This window comes from Amycolatopsis sp. NPDC114504 (genome assembly GCF_055633595.1).
In genome coordinates, this window is the sequence record NZ_JBVKDU010000007.1 from 635,347 (window position 1) to 658,223 (window position 22,877).

Annotated in this window: 23 protein-coding genes; 14 read left to right on the top strand and 9 right to left on the bottom strand. The window is 71.4% G+C overall.

Annotated elements, in window-relative coordinates; translation table 11 throughout:
- Nucleotides 1–513 carry a toxin-antitoxin system HicB family antitoxin gene (locus tag ACZ7PG_RS49455; protein ID WP_470246186.1) on the bottom strand — a complete coding sequence of 171 codons (513 nt, stop codon included), beginning with the start codon at nt 511–513 and terminating at the stop codon, nt 1–3.
- Between the two features lie 121 nt (nt 514–634).
- Here ACZ7PG_RS49455 and thyX point away from each other — a divergent pair, with 121 nt between their 5' ends.
- The 8 genes from thyX (at nt 635) to ACZ7PG_RS49495 (ending at nt 10,030) form a co-directional block, all read left to right on the top strand.
- The gene (gene thyX / locus ACZ7PG_RS49460; RefSeq protein WP_470246187.1) at nt 635–1,387 is read left to right on the top strand and encodes an FAD-dependent thymidylate synthase; all 753 of its coding nucleotides are present in this window, start codon (nt 635–637) and stop codon (nt 1,385–1,387) included.
- Nucleotides 1,387–1,785 carry an ACT domain-containing protein gene (locus ACZ7PG_RS49465; RefSeq protein WP_360669000.1) on the top strand — a complete coding sequence of 133 codons (399 nt, stop codon included), beginning with the start codon at nt 1,387–1,389 and terminating at the stop codon, nt 1,783–1,785. The genes thyX and ACZ7PG_RS49465 overlap by 1 nt, the downstream gene beginning before the upstream one ends.
- 114 nt (nt 1,786–1,899) lie before the next feature.
- Nucleotides 1,900–3,141, top strand: coding sequence for an Nramp family divalent metal transporter (locus tag ACZ7PG_RS49470; RefSeq protein ID WP_470246188.1), 1,242 nt, complete (start codon nt 1,900–1,902; stop codon nt 3,139–3,141).
- Between the two features lie 26 nt (nt 3,142–3,167).
- On the top strand, nt 3,168–3,614 hold the full coding sequence (locus ACZ7PG_RS49475; protein WP_470246189.1) for a hypothetical protein: 447 nt from the start codon (nt 3,168–3,170) through the stop codon (nt 3,612–3,614).
- Between the two features lie 115 nt (nt 3,615–3,729).
- Nucleotides 3,730–5,226: a serine/threonine-protein kinase gene (locus ACZ7PG_RS49480; protein ID WP_470246190.1), complete on the top strand. Its 1,497-nt coding sequence runs from the start codon at nt 3,730–3,732 to the stop codon at nt 5,224–5,226.
- 102 nt (nt 5,227–5,328) lie between these two features.
- Nucleotides 5,329–6,342: a 4-hydroxy-tetrahydrodipicolinate synthase gene (gene dapA, locus ACZ7PG_RS49485; protein WP_470246191.1), complete on the top strand. Its 1,014-nt coding sequence runs from the start codon at nt 5,329–5,331 to the stop codon at nt 6,340–6,342.
- Entirely contained in the window at nt 6,339–8,036 is a 1,698-nt protein-coding gene (locus ACZ7PG_RS49490) for a ribonuclease J (protein ID WP_470246192.1), read from the top strand. Before dapA ends, ACZ7PG_RS49490 begins: the two co-directional genes overlap by 4 nt.
- 344 nt (nt 8,037–8,380) lie before the next feature.
- On the top strand, nt 8,381–10,030 hold the full coding sequence (locus ACZ7PG_RS49495; protein WP_470246193.1) for a VWA domain-containing protein: 1,650 nt from the start codon (nt 8,381–8,383) through the stop codon (nt 10,028–10,030).
- Here ACZ7PG_RS49495 and ACZ7PG_RS49500 read toward each other — a convergent pair.
- The 5 genes from ACZ7PG_RS49500 to ACZ7PG_RS49520 form a co-directional block, all read right to left on the bottom strand.
- Nucleotides 9,984–11,306: an amino acid permease gene (locus tag ACZ7PG_RS49500; protein WP_470246494.1), complete on the bottom strand. Its 1,323-nt coding sequence runs from the start codon at nt 11,304–11,306 to the stop codon at nt 9,984–9,986. The genes ACZ7PG_RS49495 and ACZ7PG_RS49500 overlap by 47 nt on opposite strands.
- A gap of 89 nt (nt 11,307–11,395) precedes the next feature.
- The gene (locus ACZ7PG_RS49505) at nt 11,396–12,343 is read right to left on the bottom strand and encodes an EamA family transporter (protein WP_470246194.1); all 948 of its coding nucleotides are present in this window, start codon (nt 12,341–12,343) and stop codon (nt 11,396–11,398) included.
- A gap of 49 nt (nt 12,344–12,392) precedes the next feature.
- Nucleotides 12,393–13,007, bottom strand: coding sequence for an NAD(P)H:quinone oxidoreductase (gene wrbA / locus ACZ7PG_RS49510; RefSeq protein ID WP_470246195.1), 615 nt, complete (start codon nt 13,005–13,007; stop codon nt 12,393–12,395).
- Nucleotides 13,008–13,057: 50 nt separating this feature from the next.
- Nucleotides 13,058–13,417: a hypothetical protein gene (locus ACZ7PG_RS49515; protein WP_470246196.1), complete on the bottom strand. Its 360-nt coding sequence runs from the start codon at nt 13,415–13,417 to the stop codon at nt 13,058–13,060.
- 98 nt (nt 13,418–13,515) lie between these two features.
- Entirely contained in the window at nt 13,516–14,340 is an 825-nt protein-coding gene (locus ACZ7PG_RS49520) for a lysophospholipid acyltransferase family protein (RefSeq protein ID WP_470246197.1), read from the bottom strand.
- Nucleotides 14,341–14,496: 156 nt separating this feature from the next.
- Between ACZ7PG_RS49520 and ACZ7PG_RS49525 the strand changes: the two genes are divergently transcribed.
- Both ACZ7PG_RS49525 and ACZ7PG_RS49530 read left to right on the top strand, forming a co-directional pair.
- The gene (locus ACZ7PG_RS49525; protein WP_470246198.1) at nt 14,497–16,992 is read left to right on the top strand and encodes an FtsK/SpoIIIE family DNA translocase; all 2,496 of its coding nucleotides are present in this window, start codon (nt 14,497–14,499) and stop codon (nt 16,990–16,992) included.
- Nucleotides 16,993–17,028: 36 nt separating this feature from the next.
- On the top strand, nt 17,029–17,457 hold the full coding sequence (locus tag ACZ7PG_RS49530) for a hypothetical protein (protein ID WP_470246199.1): 429 nt from the start codon (nt 17,029–17,031) through the stop codon (nt 17,455–17,457).
- On the opposite strand, the gene ACZ7PG_RS49535 is transcribed toward ACZ7PG_RS49530, so the two are convergent.
- The 3 genes from ACZ7PG_RS49535 to ACZ7PG_RS49545 all read right to left on the bottom strand — a co-directional run bounded on the left by ACZ7PG_RS49535 (nt 17,450) and on the right by ACZ7PG_RS49545 (nt 19,196).
- Nucleotides 17,450–18,061 carry a nitroreductase family protein gene (locus ACZ7PG_RS49535; protein ID WP_470246200.1) on the bottom strand — a complete coding sequence of 204 codons (612 nt, stop codon included), beginning with the start codon at nt 18,059–18,061 and terminating at the stop codon, nt 17,450–17,452. The genes ACZ7PG_RS49530 and ACZ7PG_RS49535 overlap by 8 nt on opposite strands.
- Nucleotides 18,062–18,112: 51 nt before the next feature.
- Nucleotides 18,113–18,547: a phospholipase gene (locus ACZ7PG_RS49540; RefSeq protein WP_470246201.1), complete on the bottom strand. Its 435-nt coding sequence runs from the start codon at nt 18,545–18,547 to the stop codon at nt 18,113–18,115.
- A 145-nt stretch (nt 18,548–18,692) separates the two neighbouring features.
- Complete coding sequence (locus ACZ7PG_RS49545; RefSeq protein WP_470246202.1) at nt 18,693–19,196, bottom strand: amino-acid N-acetyltransferase; 504 nt, start codon at nt 19,194–19,196, stop codon at nt 18,693–18,695.
- A 149-nt stretch (nt 19,197–19,345) separates the two neighbouring features.
- Here ACZ7PG_RS49545 and rimO point away from each other — a divergent pair, with 149 nt between their 5' ends.
- From rimO to ACZ7PG_RS49565, 4 genes are all read left to right on the top strand, one after another.
- Nucleotides 19,346–20,782 (top strand): 30S ribosomal protein S12 methylthiotransferase RimO, encoded by a 1,437-nt coding sequence (gene rimO / locus ACZ7PG_RS49550; protein WP_470246203.1) that lies wholly within the window; start codon nt 19,346–19,348, stop codon nt 20,780–20,782.
- A complete protein-coding gene (gene pgsA, locus ACZ7PG_RS49555) occupies nt 20,779–21,429 on the top strand; it encodes a CDP-diacylglycerol--glycerol-3-phosphate 3-phosphatidyltransferase (protein WP_470246204.1) in 651 nt (216 codons plus the stop codon). Before rimO ends, pgsA begins: the two co-directional genes overlap by 4 nt.
- Nucleotides 21,430–21,518: 89 nt before the next feature.
- Nucleotides 21,519–22,016 carry a CinA family protein gene (locus ACZ7PG_RS49560; RefSeq protein WP_470246205.1) on the top strand — a complete coding sequence of 166 codons (498 nt, stop codon included), beginning with the start codon at nt 21,519–21,521 and terminating at the stop codon, nt 22,014–22,016.
- Nucleotides 22,017–22,115: 99 nt separating this feature from the next.
- Complete coding sequence (locus ACZ7PG_RS49565) at nt 22,116–22,574, top strand: helix-turn-helix domain-containing protein (protein WP_470246206.1); 459 nt, start codon at nt 22,116–22,118, stop codon at nt 22,572–22,574.
- Nucleotides 22,575–22,877 lie beyond the last annotated feature (303 nt).

The following is a 22,877-nucleotide window of genomic DNA, read 5'->3' on the forward strand; positions in this document are numbered from 1 at the left end:
TCAGCCTTCGACCCAGCCGTGCAGGTGCGACCCGGGCCGGGTGCCCTTGCCGTGGTGCTTGGCGCCCCCGCCGAGGGCGCCGTGCCCCAGCGCCCCCTGGACGGCCTGGGAGACGAACGTGTTCAGCGAGACGCCCTGCGCCTGCGCCGCGCGCTCGGCCTGCCCCTTGATCTGCTCGACCAGGCGCAGCGTGATGCGCGAGATGTCACCGCCGTCGATCGGTGGTGGCGGAGTGGTGTCACGTGGTGTCTCGCGTGGCGGCGCCTCTTCGGCGGCTCCGGTGACGACCACGCGGACGTCCCGGCCGTCCAGCCGCACGTCGACCACCTGGCCGGGCAAAGCGGCCGTGACCTCGGCGGCGAGGTCGGCGAGAGCATTCATCAGCGTGAGGCGGACGGCGGGTTCGAGCGCGGAGGACAGCAGCGCGGCCGCCCGCCGGGTGTGCTCGTCCCCGGCGGCAGCCGTGTTCGCGAGGTCCTCGCGAAGGTTGGCGATGTACGGCGTCAGGTCCATGACACCACTATGACGTCATCGGTGGTGTCAGTCAAGGAAGTGGTGCTGTCACGTGTCCCCCGGGAGTGGGCGCCCGTGCGCGGTTAGGCTGCTTACGGGAGCCTGCGAAGGGAGTGCGGACGTGGCCGAAACCGTGTCACCGAGGGTGCAGTTGATCGCGAAGACGGAGTTCTTCCCGCCCGCGGACGTCCCCTGGACGACCGACGCGGACGGCGGCGAGGCGCTCGCGGAGTTCGCCGGCCGCGCCTGCTACCAGTCCTGGGACAAGCCGAACCCCGCCACCGCGACCAACGCCGGCTACCTCGAGCACATCATGGACGTCGGCCACCTCGCGGTGCTGGAGCACGGATCGGTGACCTTCTACCTCACCGGCATCTCGCGTTCGCTGACCCACGAGCTGATCCGGCACCGCCACTTCTCCTACTCCCAGCTGTCCCGCCGGTACGTGCCCGAGCGCGACGCCGAGATCGTCGAGCCGGACGTCATCGCGAACGACCCCGTGCTGCACGAGAAGTTCCTCGCCGCGGCGCAGGCGAGCGTCGACGCCTACACCGAGCTGCTGGCCGGTCTCGAGGAGAAGTTCGCCGACGTCCCGAGCGCGACGCTGCGCCGGAAGCAGGCCCGCCAGGCCGCGCGGGCGGTGCTGCCGAACGCGACCGAGACCCGGATCGTCGTCACCGGGAACTACCGGGCCTGGCGCCACTTCGTCGCGATGCGCGCCACCGAGCACGCCGACGTCGAGATCCGGGGACTGGCCGTGGAATGCCTGCGGCACCTGCAGAAAGCCGCGGCGAACGTGTTCGCCGACTTCACCATCTCGACGCTGCCGGACGGCACCGAGATCGCTACGAGCCCGAAGGTGTTCGAAGGCTGATGAAGCGTCTCGCGATCGATGTCCGCCCTGGCGAGTACGCCGTCGTGCGGCTGCCCGCCGACGCCCCGGTGCCCGCCGAGCTCCTCGCTCCCGGCGAGCCCGCGTTCGTCTCGGTGACCCGGACGCCCGAAGAGCTCTCCGTGATCTGCCCGGCCGGACGGGAGCCGTCCGGCGGCACGGCGTCCGAGGACGGCTGGCGGCTGCTCTCGGTCCGCGGGCCGCTGGAGTTCACGCTCACCGGCATCATCGCCGCGCTGGCCTCGGAGCTGGCCGCGGCCGGGGTCGCGCTGTTCTCGATGTCGACGTTCGACACCGACCACATCCTGGTCCGCGCCACCGACCTCGGCCACGCCGTCAAGGCGCTGCGCGAGTCCGGCCACGAAGTCGCGCATCCCTGAGCCGTTCGGGGTACCCCGGGGACGAGAGTGGGAGCCGTCACCCTTGAAATCGAAAGTTCGGCACGCCTAAACTTCGATTTGGGTTCCCCGACATCCGGTTGAGAGGCAGGCTTCATGGCGGTCACCGAGGCTGTCCGGCCGAGACTCGTGACGCGCCTGCGCACCGGCTCGGCCCTGCTGGGCCCGGCGTTCGTCGCCGCGATCGCCTACGTCGACCCCGGCAACGTCGCGTCCAACATCAGCGCCGGCGCCCGCTACGGCTACCTGCTGGTCTGGGTGATCGTCGCGGCGAACCTGATGGCCGTGCTCGTGCAGTACCTGTCGGCGAAGCTCGGGCTGGTCAGCGGGATGTCGCTGCCGGAGGCCCTGCGCGCCCGGCTGTCCCGGCCGGCGCGGCTGGCCTACTGGGTGCAGGCCGAGATCGTCGCCATCGCCACCGACCTGGCCGAGGTCGTCGGCGGCGCCATCGCCCTCTACCTGCTGTTCGACCTGCCGCTGGTGGCCGGCGGCCTGGTCACCGGCGCGGTCTCGCTGACGCTGCTGGCGGTCCAGGACCGCGGCGGCCAGCGGACGTTCGAGCGGGTCGTCACCGGCCTGCTGCTGGTCATCGCGGTCGGGTTCCTGGCCAGCCTGTTCGTCGAGCCGCCGTCGGCGTCGGGCACGCTCGGCGGGCTGGTGCCGATGTTCGACGGCTCCGGCAGCATCCTCATCGCCGCCGCGATGCTGGGCGCGACGGTCATGCCCCACGCCGTCTACCTGCACTCCGGCCTGGTCCGCGACCGCCACGGCCTCCCGGACGTCACCACCCGCCGCCGCCTGCTGCGCGCCACCCGCGCCGACGTCGGCCTGGCGATGCTGCTGGCCGGCGCGGTGAACCTGGGCATGCTGCTGCTCGCCGCGACGAACCTGCAGGGCCAGGCGGGCGTCGACAGCATCGAGGGCGCGCACGCCGCGGTCGCGGTGGCGCTCGGCCCGGGCATCGCGCTGCTGTTCGCGATCGGCCTGCTGGCGTCGGGCCTGGCGTCGACCTCGGTGGGCGCGTACGCGGGCGCGATGATCATGCAAGGGTTGCTGCACAAGCGGATTCCGCTGGTCCTGCGCCGTCTCGTCACGCTCATCCCGGCGATCGTGGTGCTCGCCCTCGGGGCCGATCCGAGCGCGGCTCTGGTCGTCTCGCAGGTCGTGCTGTCGTTCGGGATCCCCTTCGCGCTGGTACCGCTGATCCGGCTGACGGCGGACCGTGATCTGATGGGCGCGGACGCCAACCGCAGGCTGACGACCATCGCGGCATCCTCGATCGCGGTGGTGATCATCGCGCTCAACCTGGTGCTGATCTATCTCACCTTCACCGGTTGAGCCCACGAAACAGGGAGGCCGCGGCCATGGCCTGGATCTTCGCCCTCAACGCCGAATGCGGTGGGCGGGAGACCCACGCCCGGGACCTCGCGCGCCACTTCGAAGGGTTCCCCGCCCGCGTCTTCTCCGACGGCGGCAGCGGCTGGTGGTGCGGGGTCGCGCCCGAAGACCTCGGCGACAAGCGCATCGAGTCCGCCGAGGACGCGACGGCCATGACCGCCGCCGGGCGCCGGCTCTACTGGCTGCTCCGCACGGCTCCGCCGGTCTACCGGTACGCGCTGGCAGGGGTGGAGACCGAGCGGTTCCGCACGTACGACGAGCTGATGGCCGAGAACGACCTGACGCGCTTCCCCGGTCTCGTGGTCAGCGAAGACATCTGGAGCGCGACCGGCAAGCGCGCCGCGTTCAGCGACTTCGCCCCGGGCTACCGGTGGATCCCGTACCGCGGCGAGGCCTACGCCCCACGCCGCTGAGCGACGGCCCGCCCGGCGTCCCGTGGTCGCCGGTCGAGTCACGAATTCCGCGGAACCCCGAACGCTCCGGAACGGTCCGACTAGCATCTGCGCGACCGCCGCTTGAAGGAGCACCGTGACCGACGAACAGACCCGGCCGTACCCACCGCAGGCGCCCGCCACGCCTGGTCAGCGGGTTGTCGCCGGCCGTTACGCCCTCCTCGGCGAACTCGGCCGGGGCGGCATGGGCGTCGTCTGGCGGGCGCAGGACCAGGTCATCGGCCGGCAGGTCGCGGTCAAGGAACTGCGGCTGCCGGACGCGGAGTCCGCCGCCGTCTTCTCCGAGCGCGCGCTGCGCGAGGTGCGCACCGGCGGGCGGCTCAACGACCCCGCCGTCGTCACCGTCTACGACGTCGTCACCGACGGCGGCACCACCTTCATCGTGATGGAGCTCGTCGAGGCGCCGTCGCTGGCCGACCTCGTGCGCCAGCGGGGCCCGATGCCCGCCGCGCAGGCCGCGCTGATGGGGGAGCGGGTGCTGGCGGCCCTGCAGGCCGCGCACGCCGCCGGGATCGTGCACCGCGACGTCAAGCCGGCGAACATCCTCGTCGCGCCGGACGGCCGCGTGAAGCTCACCGACTTCGGCATCGCCCACGCCATCGACGACCCGCGGCTGACCACCAGCGGCATGATCGTCGGCTCGCCCGCGTTCATGGCGCCCGAGCGCGTCGAGGGCCGCGAAGCCCTACCCGCGTCCGACCTGTGGTCCCTCGGCGCGACGCTGTTCTTCGCCGTCGAAGGCTCGATCCCGTTCGAGCGCGCGACCACCGCCGCGACGCTGCACGCGATCATGACCGAGATCCCGTACCTGACCCGCGGCCAGGGCCCGATCGCCGCGGCCATCCTCGGCCTGCTCGTCGCCAACCCCGACGCGCGCCTCACCGCCGCCCAGGCGCAGAACCTCCTGACCACGGCCCAGGGCGTCCGGCCGACGCCGCCGAACGGCACCGCGATGCTGCAGCAGGGCGGCCCGATGACGCGGGTCGCGTCGCAGCCGCCCAAGCGGAACCTGCGGGCCCTGTGGCTGTCCCTGGCCGCCGTGCTGGTCGTCGGGGCACTGGCCGGCGGCTTCTTCGCCGGCAAGGCCTACGAGACGCCCGCGGTCGACAAGCAGAAGCAGCCGACCATGACCTTCGGCGTCAACGGCCAGCTGCGCGTCGACATCACCGACTACTACCGCTGCTACAACGCCACGATCCAGGACGGCGGGATCATCAGCCAGGACGACAACAAGATCGAGTGCAACCGCAGCCACGCGCAGGAGATCTTCGAGATCGGCAACGTGCTGTCGATCGAGAACTGGAACGCCGACGACGCGAAGGTGGCGGACTACCCGGGGCAGACCGCGATCCAGGCGAGCGCGGAGGCGGCCTGCGCGACCGCGTTCCGCTCGTCGATCGTGCCCGAGACCCAGCGGCAGGACCTGACCTACCGCGCGCTGATCCCCACCGAGGCCGAGTGGCAGCGCAAGCCGTCCGAAAGCGGGGAAACCCCCACCCGCGAGTACTACTGCCTGCTGGCCCGGGCCGACGGCGGGCCGATCACCGCGCCGATCGTGACCAAGGTCAAGTAGAAGTTCCGCGAAGAGCGGCCGGGTTCCGGAAATCCTCCGCACTTCCGCCGAGGTGGCCAGGTCGGCGCGTTTTTCGTCGGGGGGACGGGGTACCGTCTGGGCATGTCCAACCCACCTACCGCAGCGCCCGGACGGCCGTTCGGGCGCGTGCTCACCGCGATGGTCACCCCCTTCGACGCCGACGGCGCGCTGGACCTGAAGCGGGCGCAGGAGCTGGCCGAGCACCTCGTGGAGCTGGGGAACGACGGCCTCGTCATCAACGGCACCACCGGCGAGAGCCCGACCACGAGCGACGCGGAGAAGCAGGAGCTCATCCGCGCCGTGGTCGAGGCCGTCGGCGACCGCGCGACCATCGTGGCCGGCGCGGGCACCAACAACACGGCGCACAGCATCGAGCAGGCGAAGCAGGCCGAAGCGGCCGGCGCGCACGGCCTGCTGGTCGTCACCCCGTACTACTCGCGGCCGAGCCAGGCCGGCCTGCACGCGCACTTCACCGCGGTCGCGGACAGCGCGGGCCTGCCGGTGATGCTCTACGACATCCCGCCGCGCTCGGTCGTGCCGATCGAGGTCGACACGCTGCTGCGGCTGGCCGAGCACCCGCGGATCGTCGCGGTCAAGGACGCCAAGGGCGACCTGATCGCCGGCTCCGAGGTCATCGCCAACACCCACCTCGCCTACTACTCCGGCGACGACGGGCTGAACCTGCCCTGGATCTCCGTCGGCGGCACCGGCGTGGTGAGTGTCATCGGTCACGTCGTCGCGGGCCGGATCCGCGCGATGATCGACGCCTACGAGAACGGCGACACGTCCACCGCGCGCACCAACCACCGCGGCATGCTTCCGGTGCTGCGCGCGATGTCGCGGGTCGGCGGGGTCGCGTTCAGCAAGGCGGCGCTGCGGCTGCGCGGCTTCGACGTCGGCGAGCCGCGGCTCCCGATCGTCGCGCCGACGGCCGACCAGACGGCCCTGATCGCCGGTGATCTGGGGCAAGGCGGCGTGCCCCTGGGCGACACGGCGGCCCGGGACTGGCATGGTGAGCGGGTGGCACAAGCAGATTCGAGGGCCGCCTACGTGGCGCCGACCTCGCACACCAGCGTTGGGACCCTGCCTCGGTGAGCTCACTTCCCCCAGGTCCAGGCCCCACCAACGCCCCGCCCGCACTGCCCGCCGGAGCCCTGCGCGTGGTCGCGCTGGGCGGTATCGGCGAGGTCGGGCGCAACATGACCGTCTTCGAGTACGGCGGCCGGCTGCTCATCGTCGACTGCGGGGTCCTCTTCCCCGAGGACGACCAGCCCGGCGTCGACTTGATCCTGCCCGACTTCCGCGCGATCGAGGACCGGCTCGACGACATCGAAGGACTGGTGCTCACCCACGGGCACGAGGACCACATCGGTGCCGTCCCGTTCCTCCTGCGCCTGCGGCCGGACCTGCCGATCTACGGCTCGAGGTTCACCAACGCGCTGCTCGCGGCGAAGGCCAAGGAGCACCGGCAGCGGCCGAAGCTGATCGAGGTCCGCGAGGGGGAGCGCCGCGACGTCGGCGTGTTCAACCTCGAGTTCTTCGCGGTGAACCACTCCATCCCGGACGCGCTGGCCGTGGCCATCCGCACCCCGGCGGGCGTGGTCCTGCACACCGGCGACATCAAGCTCGACCAGCTCCCGCTCGACGGTCGGCTCACCGACCTGGCCGGCTTCTCCCGGCTCGGCGACGAAGGCGTCGACCTCTTCTGCGTCGACTCGACCAACGCCGAGGTCCCCGGGTTCGTCATGCCCGAGCGCGACATCGGCCCGGTCCTCGACGACGTCATCCGCCGCGTCGACCAGCGCGTGATCGTGGCCTGCTTCGCCAGCCACGTCCACCGCGTCCAGCAGGTCCTCGACGCCGCGCTCCGGCACGGCCGCCGGATCGCGTTCGTCGGCCGGTCGATGGTCCGCAACATGGGGATCGCGGCCGAGCTGGGCCTGCTCAACGTGCCGGACGGCCTGCTGGTCGACCTCGACCAGGCGAGCACCCTGCCGGAGAGCAAGGTCCTGTTCGTCTCGACGGGTTCGCAGGGCGAGCCGCTCTCGGCGCTGTCGCGGATGGCGCGCGGCGAGCACCGGCAGATCTCGATCCGCGCGGGCGACACCGTCGTGCTGGCCAGCTCGATGATCCCGGGCAACGAGACCGCGGTGTTCGGCGTGGTCAACGGCCTGACCCGGCTCGGCGCGAACGTCGTGCACCAGGGCAACGCCAAGGTGCACGTGTCCGGCCACGCGTCGGCGGGGGAGCTGCTCTACCTGTACAACGCGGTGCGGCCGAGCAACGTCATGCCGGTCCACGGCGAGTGGAAGCACCTGAAGGCCAACGCCGAGCTGGCGATCCGCACCGGCGTCGCGGCGGACAACGTGGTGATCGCCGAAGACGGCGTGGTCGTCGACCTGGTCGACGGCAAGGCGTCCCGCACCGGCCGCGTCGAGGTCGGCCACGTCTACGTCGACGGCCTGTCCGTCGGTGACGTCGGCGAGTCGACCCTGTCCGACCGGCTCGTCCTCGGCGAGGGCGGGTTCATCTCGATCAGCGTCGCGATCGAATCGGCCACCGGCCGCCCGGTCAGCGCCCCGACGGTGTCCGGCCGCGGCTTCTCCGACGACCCGAAGGCGCTCGCCGCCGTCGTGCCGCTGGTGGAGATGGAGCTGGCGCGCACCGAGGCCGAAGGCATCACCGACACCCACCGGATCGCGCAGGCGGTCCGCCGGGTGGTCGGCCGCTGGGTCGCCGACACCTACCGCCGCCGCCCGATGATCGTCCCGACGGTCATCCCGGTCTAGGTTCCGCCGCCGAAGGCCACCATCCGGTCCGCCGGACGGTGGCCTTCGGTGCGTTCAGTGCCCCAGTTTGGTGAGGAGCAGGGCGAGGCCTACGGTGGCGGTCTGGCGGAGCAGGGCCCGCCGCGCCCGGCGCTGGTCGGCTCGTGTCGGTTTCATGCGTACCCCCAAGCGGTCAGGCCCCCAGTGTCGCGCGCGAATCGGGCGCGGACATCCGACTCCGGGACGGGATTCGCCTCCCTCCCGGGTATGAGGCCCGCTGTTAGGCCATCCGGACCACGAACCGGTGGTTTGCCGGGCGCTAGCCTTGATCCCCACCCCGCCTCGCCGAAGAGAGGCCGCGCCCGATGGGACGTCACTCGCCGGACGGACGACGACGCCGGCTGCTCTTGCCCGCCCTCGCGACCGGTCTCGTGGTCGTCCTCGGGGCCGCGACCTGGGTCACCGTCTCGCGGATGACCCCGGCCCAGCCCCCGTGCGAGCAGCAGGCGAAGGTCCTCGTCACCGCGTCCGCCGACATCGCGCCCGCGCTCTCGCTCGTCGCGCGTGGTCTCGACCTCCGGTGCGGCAGCGTCGAGGTCCAGACCAGGGAGCCGGCCGCCACGGCCGAGCAGCTCGCCCTGTCCGACGGCAGCCCGCGGCCGCAGGTGTGGGTGCCGGACTCGACCCTCGCGCTGCGCCGCGCCCGCCAGTTCGGCGCTTCCGACGTCCCCGAGACCGGGGCGTCGGTGGCCAGCTCGCCGGTCGTGCTGGCCGTCGCCGAGGGCGTCGCGAAGGGCATGGGCTGGCCCGAGCGCACGGCCACCTGGGCGGACGTCCTGGGGTCGCCGGGTGCCGTCCCGGGGATGTCCGACCCGGCGCAGGACTCGGTCGGCGTCGCGGCGCTGCTGGGCCTCAAGGAGAGCGTCAAGACGGCCACCGAGCCGGCGGCCGCGTACGTCGCGCTGCTGCGGCGGTTCTCGGCCAACACGCTCGGCGCGGAGACGGACCTGATGGCGCGGCTGCCGGGCTCGAGCGGCACCGGCGGCACGGCGGCGGTGACGACGTTCCCCGCGTCGGAGAACTCCGTGCTGCGCCACAACATCGAGGACGCGAGCTCGCCGCTCGTCGCCGTCTACTCGACCGCGGTGCCCACATTGGACTACCCGTTCGCCGAGCTGGGCGGGATCACCCCGCAGCAACGCCCGATCATCGACGCGCTGCGGCAAGCGACACTCGGCGACGCGGGCGCGGACGCCATCGCGAAGACGGGCCTGCGCGCGGCGGGCGGACAGGCGCTGCGCGAGCACGCCGACGACCCGCACGTGACGACGTCCGGCTTCCGGGCCGCGAACCTCCCACCCGCCACGGTCGTCGAGGAGCTGCTCAACCAGTGGTCCGGGATCAACCTGAGCGCGCGGGTGCAGGTGCTCGTCGACGTGTCGGGGTCGATGAACGCGCAGGTGCCGGGGACCGGGCTGAACCGGATGCAGCTGTCGATGCAGGCGACGGCCAAGGCATTGCACCTGTTCAAGCCGACGACCCAGCTGCGCATGCTGGCGTTCTCGACGAGGTTGGACGGCGACAAGGACTACCGCGAGCTGCTGCCGATGGCCTCGGTGGCCCAGCACCTGGCGAGTGGCGCACTGGACAAGCTCGCCCAGGTGAAGGCCACGGCGGACGGCGGAACGGGTCTGTACGACAGCGTGCTGGACACGTACCGCACGGCCCGTCGCGAGTGGGAGCCGGGCCGGCTCAACCTGGTGATCGTCCTGACCGACGGGAGAAACGAGGACCCCCACGGGATTTCCCGCGCGGAGCTCCTGGCCGAGCTGGCAAAGCTGCAGGACCCCCGCCGCCCGATCCCGCTGATCGGAGTGGGCATCGGCCCGGACGCGGACAAACCGGAGCTGGACCAGCTGACGGCGGCCACGGGTGGTCAGGCCTTCGTGGCCCCGGACCCGGCGAAGATCACGGACGTGTTTTTCGGGGCATTGAGCCGAATCGCCGGCGGATGACGGCGTAGACGGCCAAGATCACCGCCAGGCTGATCAAGCTCAAGTACAGCTGCGCCCGAGTGTCGTCGTCCACGAACAGCATCGAAGCCACCACGACCAGCGTCAGCACCAACGTCAGCCAGCTCAACCACGGATATCCCCACATCCGCAGCTTCAACGTCTCCGGCGCTTCCGTCTCCAGCCGCCGCCGCATTCGGAGCTGGGAGCCGCAGATGATCGCGTACACGAACAGGGCCACCGCGCCCGCCGAATTGATGATGAAGTAGAAGATCTTGTCCGGGGACACGTAGCTCATCACCACCGCCACGTAACCGACCGACGTCGACACCAGGATCGCCTTCCACGGCACGCCTCGCCGATTCGTGTCCGCCACCCACGCCGGGGCCCAGCCGTGGCGGTGCAGGGCGAACAACATGCGGGATGCCGTGTACAGCCCCGAATTCAGCACCGACAGCGCCGCCGTCAGGACGACCGCGCTCACTATCGTCGTCGCCGCCGGGACGCCGAACCTGCCGAACGCCGCCGCGAACGGGCTCGTCTCGCTCGGGATCTCGCGCCACGGGGTGATCATCACCAGCAGTGCCACCGAACCCACGTAGAACACGATCACGCGCCACACGATCGTCGACGTCGCCTTGCGGACCGCCGTCTCCGGCTCGCTCGACTCCGCCGCCGCGATCGTCACGATCTCCGCGCCGAAATACGAGAAGATCACGATCACCACGCCGTGGACGACGGAAAACCCGCCGTTCACGACGAGACCGTCGAGCCCGATGTTGCCGACCGAAAAGTGCGCGCCCGGCCAGAGACCGAGCACGAACAGCAGGCCCAGCGCCAGGAACACCACGATGGTGGCGACCTTGATCGACGCCAGCCAGAACTCCGTCTCGCCGAACGACCGCGCCGACGCCAGGTTCGTCGCCGTCAGCAGCAGCATCAGCGCCAGCGAGAACACCCACTGCGGCACGCCGGGAACCCAGCCCTGCAGGATCTTCGCACCCGCCACCGCTTCGAACGCGACCACGCCGACCCAGAAGTACCAGTACAGCCAGCCGATCGTGAAGCCCGCCCAGCCGCCGAGCGAGTCGCGCGCGTACTCCATGAACGAGCCGAGTGCCGGCGCCGCCGTCGCCATCTCGCCGAGCATCCGCATGACGAGCACGACGAGCAGTCCGCCCAGCGCATACGAAAGCACGGCCGCCGGCCCGACGGTGTGGATCACCGCCCCGCTGCCGATGAACAGGCTCGCGCCGATGATGCCGCCGAGGGCGATCATCCGGACGTGCCGCTGGCGCAGTTCGGGGCGCAGTCCCTGAGACGTCACGGTGGGGAATTCTCGCACTCGCGTGCCATCCCGTGAAGAGTTCAGCTCGTCAGGATCGCCGACTTCCGCTGCACCAGGAACGCGCCGCCCAGCAGGATCGCCGAGCCGAGCAGCTGCTGCCAGGTGAGCTCCTCGCCGAGCAGCGCCCACGCCGTGACCGTGACGATCACGGGCTCGACCAGCCCGAGCACGCTCGCCACCGACGCCGGCAGGTGCCGCAGCGACGAAATCCCGAAGATGTAGGCGAACACGGTGGCGACCAGCACCAGCAGCGTCATCAGCAGCCACACCGGGGGGTGCCAGGCGCCGAACTCGACGTCGGCGGCGAGCAGCTCCACCGGCCACGTCCACGGCGGCGCGACCAGGCTGATCAGCGCCGCGCCGATCACCATGCCCCAGGTGACCAGGCCCAGCGGGTCGATGTCGGCCACCGCGCGCTCGCCGAGCAGGAAGTACCCGGCCGAGCACAGTGCCGCGCCGAAGCCGGCCAGCAGCCCGACGCCGTTCAGCGTGACGCCCTGCCAGACCTGGGCGACCAGCGAAAGGCCCACCATGGCCAGCGCGATGCCGCCCCACACCGACCGCGGCAGCCGGTGCCCCCGCGCGAACCGCACCCACAGCGCGATGAGCACCGGCGAGATGAACTCGAGCAGGATCGCGATGCCGACGGGGATCCGGCCCGCGGCGACGAAGTACAGCAGCTGCACGCCGGCGACGCCCAGCAGGCCGTACCCGGCCAGCACCGGCAGCTCGCTCCGGCGCACCCGCAGCTTGCGCGGCGCCACCAGCGCCACCCCGGCGAGCAGCACGAGCCCGGCGAGCCCGATCCGCATCGCGGCGACCTGCTCCGGGCTGAAGCCGGCGGACATCGCGGACTTGCCCAGCGTGCCCGACGTGCTGAAGAACAGCGCCGCGAGCAGGACGAGCGTGGTCCCGCGGCCGCGGTGGGCGACCCGGGCAGGTGCGAGGACGGGCAGCTCGGTGGTCACCCCCGCGACTGTAGGGCCCGCCGCGTCACTGCCAAAGCGCTTTTTGCGGTTACTCGGCCTGCTTCAGCCCGGTCGCGACGTGCGTCGCGATCGTCGCGAGCCGCCGCCCCTGGACGTGCAGCGCGCCGAGGGCCAGCTCGTCCGGCGCGGCCGACTTGCGCGACACGAAAGAGCCGCCGTACGGGTTGCCGGACTCCATCAGGTGCGGGTCGGTGTAGCCGAGCGGGACGACGATCGCGCCCCAGTGGTAGAAGACGTTGTTGATCGCCAGCAGCGTCGACTCCAGGCCGCCGTGGCGAGTGGACGCCGTCGTGAACGACGTCGCGACCTTGTCGGCCAGCTTCCCCTTCGCCCACAACCCGCCCGTGCTGTCCAAATAGGACTTGAGCTGGGCCGCCGGGCCGCCGAACCGGGTCGGGCTGCCGACGGCGAGGCCGTCGGCCCAGACGAGGTCGTCGAGCGTGGCCAGCGCGTGGTGCGGGCCCGAGTCGATCCAGGCCTGCCAGCGCGGGTTCTGCGCGATCGCCTCGGCGGGCACCGTCTCCGGCACGGTCCGCACCCGCACGTCGGCCCCGGTTTCGCGGGCGCCCGCGGCGAGCGACTCGGCGAGGGCGGCGGTGTTCCCGGTCGAGCTGTAGTAGACGACGAGTATCCGTGTGCTCACGCCGCCGACTCTAGGGGCACCCGCGCCGGTGTCCCAGGATCCGGACGGCGTCAGCAGCCCTGGCGGCCGCTGTCGATCACGTAGTACTGCTCGTGCCAAAAGACCCAGCCGATGGCGGCCACGCAGCGGTTCGCCGTGCCCGTGACACCTTTGGGGCCCGCGTAGTACGCGTAGTTGCCGGTGTCCGGAGTCGACGAGCGGTCGGGGGTGCACAGCTGACCTTCGCCGCTGGTTTCGACACAGCGCTGGATCTTCACCCAGGTCTCCGCGGCCACACCGTAGGTGGCGCCGCGGTGGTAGAAGCAGGCGCTGTTGGTCCCGCCGTCGGAGCTGTTGTAGTAGATCGTCAGCTCGCCCAAGCCGAGGGTGCCGCTGCTGCTGTCGTAGGTCTTCGTCCCCGAGCACGACACCGCGGCGTTCGCCGGTGCCGTCTTTGCGTCGCCGACGAGAACGCGGCACTCACGTCCGTGGCGGGAAGAAGGGTTTAGCCGGTGCGCGAAACCCCGGCTCAGAATCCGGACTCGGGCTGCTGAGGTTTCCACGGGCTGACGGTGTCCGTCGGCCGCGTCGGGTCGTGGAAGCGGGGCCGGTCGAGCTCGCCCGCCCGCAGCGGGACCAGGCCGTCGGTGATCGCCTGCATGATCTTCGCGTGCGCGCGCACCCCCGCGCCCGGCCGCTCCGGCTCGACGTCCGACAGGTCGACCGGGTCACCGAAGTGGACCCTGAAGCGAGGCCGGCGCAGGGGAGCGCTGAGCCCGGAGCGGGCGAGCGGGAGCAGGTCGGCCGGGCCGTTGACGGTCTCGGTGCCCCAGTAGACGGCCTCGTGCGCGCCCCACTGGCTGATCGGGATCACCGGCACATCCGCGGCGAGCGCGAGCCGCGCCGCGCCGGTCTTGCCGCGCTCCGGCCACAGGCCCGGGTCGTGGCTGATCCGGCCTTCCGGGTAGACGATGATCGGCTCGCGCGTGGTCTTGAGCGCTTCGACGGCCTCGGCGAACTGCCCGACGGCGGTCGCGGCGACCTTCCGGTCGACCCGCAGGTGGCCGCTGACCCGCAGCGCAGGCCCGATGACGGGGGCGTCCAGGATGCCACCGGCCAGCATGAACCGCGGGTTGATGCCGATCCGCTTGCACGCGGCCATCAGCACGAACGCGTCGAACACGCCGATGTGGTTCGCGGTCATCAGCAGCGGCTTGCCGCGCAGCCGCGCCGGGATCCGGCCGGAGACGGTGAGCCTGCCGACGAGGTTCACCAGCCCGCGGTCGATGTTCAGCATGGTCCGCCAGATGGCGGGGGCCCGGCGGGAGGTGTTGTCGGAGTGCAGCGCGACCATGGGGCAGAGCATGGCAGACGCCGGATTCACCCGGATGCGCACTGGCCGGATCGGTTCACCCGGATGGTCGCTCACGGACGGCGGTGAGGCAGAAGTTCACCCTGCGTCGAGAGTGGCGCATGGGACTAACTGGCATTGCCAGTTACCGTTGACGGCATGGCTGGGTCGGCGACGAGGAAGCGAAGCACGGGAAGCGGCGCGAAGGGGGCAGCGGCGCGTAAGCCGCGTACACCCGCGAAGCCACGGACGTCGTCCGCTCGCAAGCCGGCTCCCCGCTCGCGCCGCAAGACGCCCGGGATCTTCGGCAAGGGCGTCCGCGGCACCTGGAACCTGCTGGCCAAGGGCATCGGCACGCTGGCCAGGACCGTCGGCCGCACCCGTGAGCTCGAGGCCGAACACCGCCGGGACGGCCTCGCGCTCGGCCTGATCGCGCTGGCCATCGTCGCGGCCGTCGGGGTCTGGTGGCGGGCCGCCGGGCCGATCGGGGCCGGCGTCGAGATCGCCACCCGGTCCGTCCTCGGTGCCGGGGCCGTGACGCTCCCGCTGGTCCTCACCGTCGTGGCCGTCGCGCTGATGCGGTCCGAGCCGCACCCCGAGACGCGGCCGCGGATGGTGATCGGCACGATCATGGTCGTCCTGTCCGTGCTCGGGATGCTGCACATCTTCACCGCGCTCCCGGGCACGAACGACGGCCGGATGTACGCCGGCGGCATCATCGGCGCCTTCTCCGGCGGCCTGCTGACCATGGGCGTCACCACCTGGGTGGCCGTCCCGATCCTGATCCTGGCGCTGGTCTTCGGCGTGCTCGTCTTCACCGGCACGCCGGTGCGGGAGATCCCGACCAGGCTGCGCAACTGGGGCCTCGACGAGGAAGAGATCGCCGAGGCGGAGCAGCAGTCCGGGTTCGCCACCGACGAGGACGCCGTCACCGAGGCCGACCCGAAGTCCGCGCGCCTGCGCAAGCCGTCGCGCCGCCGCCAGAGCAGCGGCGACCACGACGGGGAGCAGCTCGACATCGACGCGATGCTGGCCGAGCCGCCGACGCCGATCAAGCCACCCAAGGCGAGCACAGTCGTCCCCAAGCTGGCCGAGGTGCCCGAGAAGAAGCCGAAGAAGGCCCCGGAACCGCCGCTCGCCGTCACGCGGACCGTCGAAGGTGATTACCAGCTCCCGCCGCCCGATCTGCTGAAGCTCGGCGACGCGCCGAAGTCCCGCAGCAAGGCCAACGACGCCATGATCGAGGCGATCACCGGCGTGCTGGAGCAGTTCAGCATCGACGCGCAGGTCACCGGCTTCACCCGCGGCCCGACGGTCACCCGCTACGAGGTCGAGCTCGGGCCGGGTGTGAAGGTCGAGAAGATCACCGCGCTGACCAAGAACATCGCCTACGCGGTGGCCACCGACAACGTCCGGCTGCTGGCGCCGATCCCCGGCAAGTCCGCGGTCGGCATCGAGGTGCCGAACTCCGACCGCGAGATGGTCCGGCTGGGCGACGTCCTGCGCGCGCCGACCACGGTCAAGGACAACCACCCGATGGTGATCGGCCTCGGCAAGGACATCGAGGGCCACTTCGTCACGGCGAACCTCACGAAGATGCCCCACCTACTGGTCGCGGGGTCCACCGGTTCCGGTAAGTCGAGCTTCGTCAACTCGATGCTGGTGTCGCTGCTCGCGCGGGCGACGCCGGACGAGTGCCGGATGATCCTGATCGACCCGAAGATGGTCGAGCTGACGCCCTACGAGGGCATCCCGCACCTGATCACGCCCATCATCACCCAGCCGAAGAAGGCCGCCGCCGCGCTGGCCTGGCTGGTGGAGGAGATGGAGCAGCGCTACCAGGACATGCAGGTCAACAAGGTCCGGCACATCGACGACTACAACAAGAAGGTCAAGTCCGGCGAGATCACCGCGCCGCCGGGGTCCGAGCGCGAGTACCGGCCCTACCCCTACATCATGGCGATCGTCGACGAGCTCGCCGACCTGATGATGACCGCCCCGCGCGACGTCGAGGACGCGATCGTCCGGATCACCCAGAAGGCCCGCGCCGCCGGCATCCACCTGGTCCTGGCCACGCAGCGGCCGTCGGTCGACGTCGTGACCGGCCTGATCAAGACGAACGTGCCGTCGCGGCTGGCCTTCGCGACGTCGTCGCTGACCGACTCCCGGGTCATCCTCGACCAGCCGGGCGCGGAGAAGCTGATCGGCATGGGCGACGCGCTCTACCTGCCGATGGGCGCCGGCAAGCCGGTCCGCATCCAGGGCGCGTTCGTCGGCGACGAAGAGATCTCCGCGGTCGTCAACTACGCCAAGGAGCAGGCGCAGCCGGACTACCAGGACGGCGTCACCGCGCAGAAGGCCGGCGAGAAGAAGGAGATCGACCCGGACATCGGGGACGACCTGGACGTCCTGCTGCAGGCGGCGGAGCTGATCGTGACGTCCCAGTTCGGCTCGACGTCGATGCTGCAGCGCAAGCTGCGGGTCGGTTTCGCCAAGGCGGGGCGCCTGATGGACCTGCTGGAGAGCCGGGGGATCGTCGGCCCGTCGGAGGGCTCGAAGGCCCGCGACGTGCTGATCAAGCCGGAGGAGCTGGAAGGCGTCCTGTTCATGATCCGCGGCGGCGACCCGGTCCCGGCCGACCCGGACGACGAGTAGTGCAACCCGCCGGCGGCTTCGTTCCGTCCTGAGCACATGGACCCGCAGCGCATCGCAGCCGGACTGTTCGCCATCGCCGTCGTCGCGGTGGGCGCCGGGAGCTCGGTCGCCTCCGGGCAGCCGGTCCCGGCCCGGCCGGCGGCGCCGTCGACCGTCAGCACCGCGCCGGAGGGCGACGTCACCCTGCGCCTCGGCCAGGAAGCCGCGATCCAGGGGAAGGACCTGTCGGTCCGCTACACGCGCCTGGTGAGCGACTCGCGGTGCCGCCCGGATATGACGTGCATCTGGCAGGGCGAGGCGACGCTCGCCTTCCTGCTGAGCGAGCCCGGCCGCGGCGAAAGCACCACGGCCGAGCTGCACAGCGGCCCGCGCACCGGCCCCCAGGCGACCTCGTTCGCCGCCAACCGCGTCGAGCTGGTGTCGGTGAGCGAGGACGGCCTGACGACGACGGTCCGGGTCAGCTGAGGGGCGTGCCCCAGTGGTCGAGGAAGGCCACTTCGGACAATGGTGTGCGCGGCGCCGGCTTGAAGTCCGGCACCGTCGTGTACGCCACCGGCAGCAGCCCGACCTGCGTGTGGCCGTCCGGGATGCCGAGGATCTCCGCGGCTTCGGCCTCCCGCGCCAGGTGGTACGTCGTGAGCGTCGAGCCCAGCCCGCGCGAGCGCAGCGCCAGCTGGAAACTCCACACCGCCGGAAAGATGCCGCCGTAGAAGGCCGCGTCGACGGCGTTGTCCCCGGCCGGGCGGCCGGCCACGACCGGGATCACGAACACCGGGACGCGCTCGATCACGTCGATCAGGTGCCGCCCGGAGGCCAGCGCCCGCGAAGGCGCGGCACTCGCCCGTTCCGCCAGGTAGGCCTCGCCGACTTCGCGGAAGATCGCGCCGAGCCGGTTCTTCACGTCCTGGTCGCGCACCACGAGCCAGCGCCAGGCCTGGACGTTGCCGGGCGTCGGCGCCTGTAGCGCCAGGTTCAGGCACTCCTCGATGACCTCGGGTTCCACCGGCCGGTCGAGGTCGAGCTTCCGGCGGACCGCGCGGGTCGTGCTGAGCAGGTGGTCGATGTCCATGCACCCATCCTGACGGGCCCGGGCCGGTCGCGCGGCCCGGGCCGCCGGGCGTCAGCTGCCGAACTTGCGCACGGCCTGGTAGTACGTCCAGGCGGCGGCCTTGCAGGCCACGTTGGAGCCGCAGACGCTCTTCAGGTCCGAGTACAGGTTGTCGTCGATCTTCAGGCGGTTCGCCTCGGAGAAGCGGCCCTGCTTCTTGTAGTTGCGGTAGCCGAAGTCGTGCCGGTGGCAGCCCGGCAGGAACTTCCAGCCGAACGGGTTGTCCGGCGCCCACGAACAGCCGTCCGAGGACCAGTCGAGCTGGCCGTTGTAGGGCGCCTGTCCCCGGATCGTCTCGAAGTTCGAGAGCGAGGTCGAGAAGAGGTACTGGTCGGTGACCGTCGGGATGTCGACGGCCGCCGCGGTACCGGCGCCCAGCAGGGCACCTCCGCCGACAGTCGCGGCCACCGCGATGGTGGCCCCCAGGTTCCGCAGTGTCGAACGCATCGTTGTGTTGTTTCCTTGCTGATCAGGGGACGGATGTGCGTGATCAGCATCGGCTCTCGGGTGGCGCGCGTCACCGCCCGAAAGAATGTTGTCGGGAAACTTTCAGAGTTCGGGCGCAGTAGGGGTGGTACTGACGCCCGTGTGGTCAGAGCTGGAGCAGCATCCGCGAGTTGCCGAGCGTGTTCGGCTTGACGTACGGCAGGTCGAGGAACTCGGCGACGCCGGTGTCGTGCGAGCGCCGCATCTCCTCGTAGACCTCGTGCGAGACCGGCGTCCCCTGGATCTCCACGAAGCCGTGCCCGAGGAAGAAGCTCGTCTCGAACGTCAGCACGAACAGCCGCCTGAGACCCAGCTCACGCGCTTCGTCGATCAGGCGGGCCACGAGCACGCGCCCGACCCCCTGGCCGCGGACGGCCTTGTCGACCACCACCGTGCGCAGCTCGGCGATGTCCTCCCAGAGCACGTGCAGCGCGGCCGCGCCGACGACCTCGTCACCCACCTCGGCGACCCAGAACTCCTGGACCGCTTCGTACAGCGTGACCAGGTCCTTCTCCAGCAGGACGCGACCCGCGTCCGAGTCGACCAGGGCCTTGATCTTGCGGACGTCGGCGATCCGCGCGCGGCGGACGGCGGGGGAGGCGGACGGCACGATCGTCAACCCTGCCACATCGCGCGGCGCCGGCTTCTCCGGCACAACTGCTTTTCGGGGGTCCGGGCGGCGAAGCTCCCGGCCCCGGTTGTCGCGACCGGGCCACGCCGTCGTCGGCCCGCCCGGGACCGGCGGCTACCCTGAACGTCGTGCCTTCTCCTGCCACTGACCCTGCCGCCACCCGACGCGTCTCCCTGCTGACCCTGGGCTGCGCCCGCAACGAGGTCGACTCGGAGGAGCTGGCGGGCCGGCTGGCGGCCGGCGGCTGGGAGCTGGCGGCCGATCCGGAGGACTCCGACGTCGTGGTGGTCAACACCTGCGGCTTCGTCGAGTCGGCCAAGAAGGACTCGGTCGACACCCTGCTGGCGGCGTCCGACACGGGCAAGAAGGTCGTCGCGGTCGGCTGCATGGCCGAGCGCTACGGCCACGAGCTCGCCGACAGCCTCCCCGAGGCCGACGCGGTGCTGGGCTTCGACCACTACGCCGAGCTCTCCGACCGGCTCGACGACGTCGTCGCGGGCCGCAAGCTCGCCTCGCACACCCCGGGCGACCGCCGCAAGCTGCTGCCGATCAGCCCGGTCCAGCGGCCCGCCGCGGCCGAGACCGTCGAGGTCCCGGGCCACGCGCAGCACGGCTGGGGCCCGCGGGTCCTGCGCACGCGCCTCGACGACGCGCCGGTGGCCGCGCTGAAGATCGCCTCCGGCTGCGACCGGCGCTGTTCGTTCTGCGCGATCCCGTCGTTCCGCGGCTCCTTCGTCTCGCGGCAGCCGGACGAGGTCGTCGCCGAGGCGATGTGGCTGGCCGAGCACGGCGTCAAGGAGCTGTTCCTGGTCAGCGAGAACTCGACGTCCTACGGCAAGGACTTCGGCCGCGACGGCGCCACCGCGCTGGAGCGGCTGCTGCCGCGGCTGGCGGAGATCGACGGCATCGAGCGCGTCCGCGTCTCCTACCTGCAGCCGGCCGAGACGCGCCCGCAGCTGGTCAAGGCCATCGCGACCACCCCGGGGGTCGCCGAGTACTTCGACCTGTCGTTCCAGCACTCCAGCGAGCAGGTGCTGCGCCGGATGCGCCGGTTCGGCTCGACGGACTCGTTCCTCGCGCTGACCGAGCAGATCCGCGAGTACGCGCCCGAGGCGGGCATCCGCACCAACGTGATCGTCGGCTTCCCGGGCGAGACCGAGCACGACCTGAGCGAGCTCGAACGCTTCCTCACCGGCGCGCGCCTCGACGCGGTCGGCGTCTTCGGCTACTCCGACGAGGACGGCACCGAGGCCGAGGGCTTCGACGGCAAGCTCGACGCCGACGAGGTCGCCGCCCGCGTCACCCGGATCTCCGCGCTGGTCGAGGAGCTGACCGCGCAGCGCGCCGAGGACCGGATCGGCACCTTCGTCGACGTGCTCGTCGAGCTGGACGACGACGGCGAGCTCACCGGCCGCGCCGCGCACCAGGCCCCCGAGGTCGACGGCGAGTGCGTCATCCTCGACGCGCCGGAGAAGGTGCAGGTCGGTGACTTCCTGCGCTGCGAGGTCGTGGACTCGGCGGGCGTGGACCTGGTCGTCCGCGCGGTACCGGACGCCGACCGGTGAGTGCGCTCCCGAGCGACGCCGCGGACGAGGGCCTGACCCACGCCACCGGCGACGCACCCGCGCAAGTTCCCGAACCGACCCCGGTTCCGACCCTGAACCTCGCGAACCTGCTGACGTTGTCGCGGCTGGTCCTGGTGCCGCTGTTCATCGCGGCACTGTTCGTCGGCGACGGCCACGACACCACCTGGCGCGCGATCGCGACCGGGCTGTTCGCGATCGCCTCGGCGACCGACCAGCTGGACGGCTGGGTGGCCCGCAAGTACGGCCTGATCACCGACTTCGGCAAGATCGCCGACCCGATCGCGGACAAGGCGCTGACCGGCGCCGCACTGGTCGGGCTGAGCATCCTGGGCGAGCTGGGCTGGTGGGTCACGATCGTGATCGCGGTCCGCGAGATCGGCGTCACACTGCTGCGCTTCTGGGTGATCCGCCACGGCGTGATCCCGGCCAGCCGCGGCGGCAAGGCCAAGACGATGGCCCAGATCGCCGCGATCACGGCGTACTTGCTGCCACTGCCGGCCGGAGCGGATCCGGTGCGGTGGGCGCTGATGGGGCTAGCTTTGGTGCTGACGGTGGTGACGGGCGTGGACTACCTGGTCCGGGCCGTGCGGTTGCGCGCGGCCGGGCGCCGCGTCACCGGGAGCTGAAGGTGGCCGAAGTGGCCGGTTCGGAGGCCGGCGAAGCCGAGCCGAAGACCGGGGCCGAAACGCCCGGCGCCCCGGCCGGAGTCCCACGAATGACCCCTCCGCGACCCGCCGTGAGCCCAGGCGACGAGCAAGCCGCCGCGCTGATCGCCGCTCTCACCGGGCGGGGTGAGACCGTCGCGGCCGCCGAATCGCTGACCGCCGGGCTGGTCTGCGCCACCCTCGCCCGCGTGCCCGGGGCGAGCGCCGCCCTGCGCGGCGGCCTCGTCGTCTACGCCACCGAGCTGAAGACCGCGCTGGCCGGCGTCGACGCCGCGCTGCTGGCCGAGCACGGTGCCGTCCACCCCGAGGTCGCCGCGCAGCTGGCCGAAGGCGCGCGCGACCGGTGCGGGGCCACCTGGGGCCTCGGGCTCACCGGTGTGGCCGGGCCGGCCGCCCAGGACGGGGTCGCGCCGGGGACCGTGCACGTCGGGCTCGCCGGGCCGGGAACACGTACAGTCCGTACCCTGGCCCTCAACGGCGACCGGGACTTGATCAGAACCCACTCGGTCCGAGCGGCGTTTTCCCTGCTCGGGGAACATCTGACGTGAATCGGGCGTTCGCCCTTGGCGTACGGGCACACCAACTCCTGCGCTCGGGGCGCCGCTCTGGGTAACGTAGGGGGTACTTGTACGGAAGGGAGGCGCGTGATGACCGTGCTGTTGCGTGAGGCGATCGGTGATCGGCTCCGTCATGCCCGCACCAACCAGCGTCGTACGCTGCGCGACATCTCCCGCGCCGCCAGGGTCAGCCTCGGCTACCTCTCGGAGGTGGAACGGGGCCAGAAGGAGGCGTCGAGCGAGCTGCTCGCGTCCATCTGCCAGGCCTTGGACCTTCCGCTCGGCGAACTGCTGCACAAAGTGGCAGCGGACGTTTCGGCCCTCGACAACGTCGAGGTCGCACCGGTCGGCGAGCGGATCGGTGAGGGCGCGCCCCGGGAGAAGGTGCCCGAGCGCGGTGCCTCGGCCGGCATCGAAGGCGGCCGCCTGATGTCGGAGCTGATCGGCAACGACCTGGCCGACCTGCGGGTTTCCCCGGCGCCACGGATGAACACGACCCTGCGCACGACGATCGGGCAGCCGAAAATGGCCTCGACGATCGCCGCGTAGGGCGCATCGAACGCGAAGACGGCCCCGGGCAACCCGCCCGGGGCCGTTTGCGTTATCACTCCGACCGGAGGCAGGCGGACGCGTTCCGCGACCGGTCGGTTTCCGCCGTGGCTGCGGTCGGATTGGTAACGAACGGCCCAGTACCACCAGGGGTGATCAGGGACGAACCCTGAAATCCCCCGGGGTCGCCTGGAACGGACGTGGCCGACCTGACACGATGGAACCCAACGCCGGGGTCGGTGCGTTGCATGTGCAGGGGAGCGACGCCCCACACCCCGAGTACCTAGGCCCGTGGGACGCAAG

Excerpts from the sequence above, each read along its gene's own strand:
- ACZ7PG_RS49455 (WP_470246186.1), bottom strand. The coding sequence starts at position 513 with ATGGACCTGACGCCGTACATCGCCAACCTTCGCGAGGACCTCGCGAAC.
- ACZ7PG_RS49465 (WP_360669000.1), top strand. The coding sequence starts at position 1,387 with ATGAAGCGTCTCGCGATCGATGTCCGCCCTGGCGAGTACGCCGTCGTG.
- ACZ7PG_RS49470 (WP_470246188.1), top strand. The coding sequence starts at position 1,900 with ATGGCGGTCACCGAGGCTGTCCGGCCGAGACTCGTGACGCGCCTGCGC.
- ACZ7PG_RS49475 (WP_470246189.1), top strand. The coding sequence starts at position 3,168 with ATGGCCTGGATCTTCGCCCTCAACGCCGAATGCGGTGGGCGGGAGACC.
- dapA (WP_470246191.1), top strand. The coding sequence starts at position 5,329 with ATGTCCAACCCACCTACCGCAGCGCCCGGACGGCCGTTCGGGCGCGTG.
- ACZ7PG_RS49495 (WP_470246193.1), top strand. The coding sequence starts at position 8,381 with ATGGGACGTCACTCGCCGGACGGACGACGACGCCGGCTGCTCTTGCCC.
- ACZ7PG_RS49500 (WP_470246494.1), bottom strand. The coding sequence starts at position 11,306 with ATGATCGCCCTCGGCGGCATCATCGGCGCGAGCCTGTTCATCGGCAGC.
- ACZ7PG_RS49520 (WP_470246197.1), bottom strand. The coding sequence starts at position 14,340 with ATGGTCGCGCTGCACTCCGACAACACCTCCCGCCGGGCCCCCGCCATC.
- ACZ7PG_RS49525 (WP_470246198.1), top strand. The coding sequence starts at position 14,497 with ATGGCTGGGTCGGCGACGAGGAAGCGAAGCACGGGAAGCGGCGCGAAG.
- ACZ7PG_RS49530 (WP_470246199.1), top strand. The coding sequence starts at position 17,029 with ATGGACCCGCAGCGCATCGCAGCCGGACTGTTCGCCATCGCCGTCGTC.
- ACZ7PG_RS49535 (WP_470246200.1), bottom strand. The coding sequence starts at position 18,061 with ATGGACATCGACCACCTGCTCAGCACGACCCGCGCGGTCCGCCGGAAG.
- ACZ7PG_RS49540 (WP_470246201.1), bottom strand. The coding sequence starts at position 18,547 with ATGCGTTCGACACTGCGGAACCTGGGGGCCACCATCGCGGTGGCCGCG.
- ACZ7PG_RS49560 (WP_470246205.1), top strand. The coding sequence starts at position 21,519 with ATGACCCCTCCGCGACCCGCCGTGAGCCCAGGCGACGAGCAAGCCGCC.
- ACZ7PG_RS49565 (WP_470246206.1), top strand. The coding sequence starts at position 22,116 with ATGACCGTGCTGTTGCGTGAGGCGATCGGTGATCGGCTCCGTCATGCC.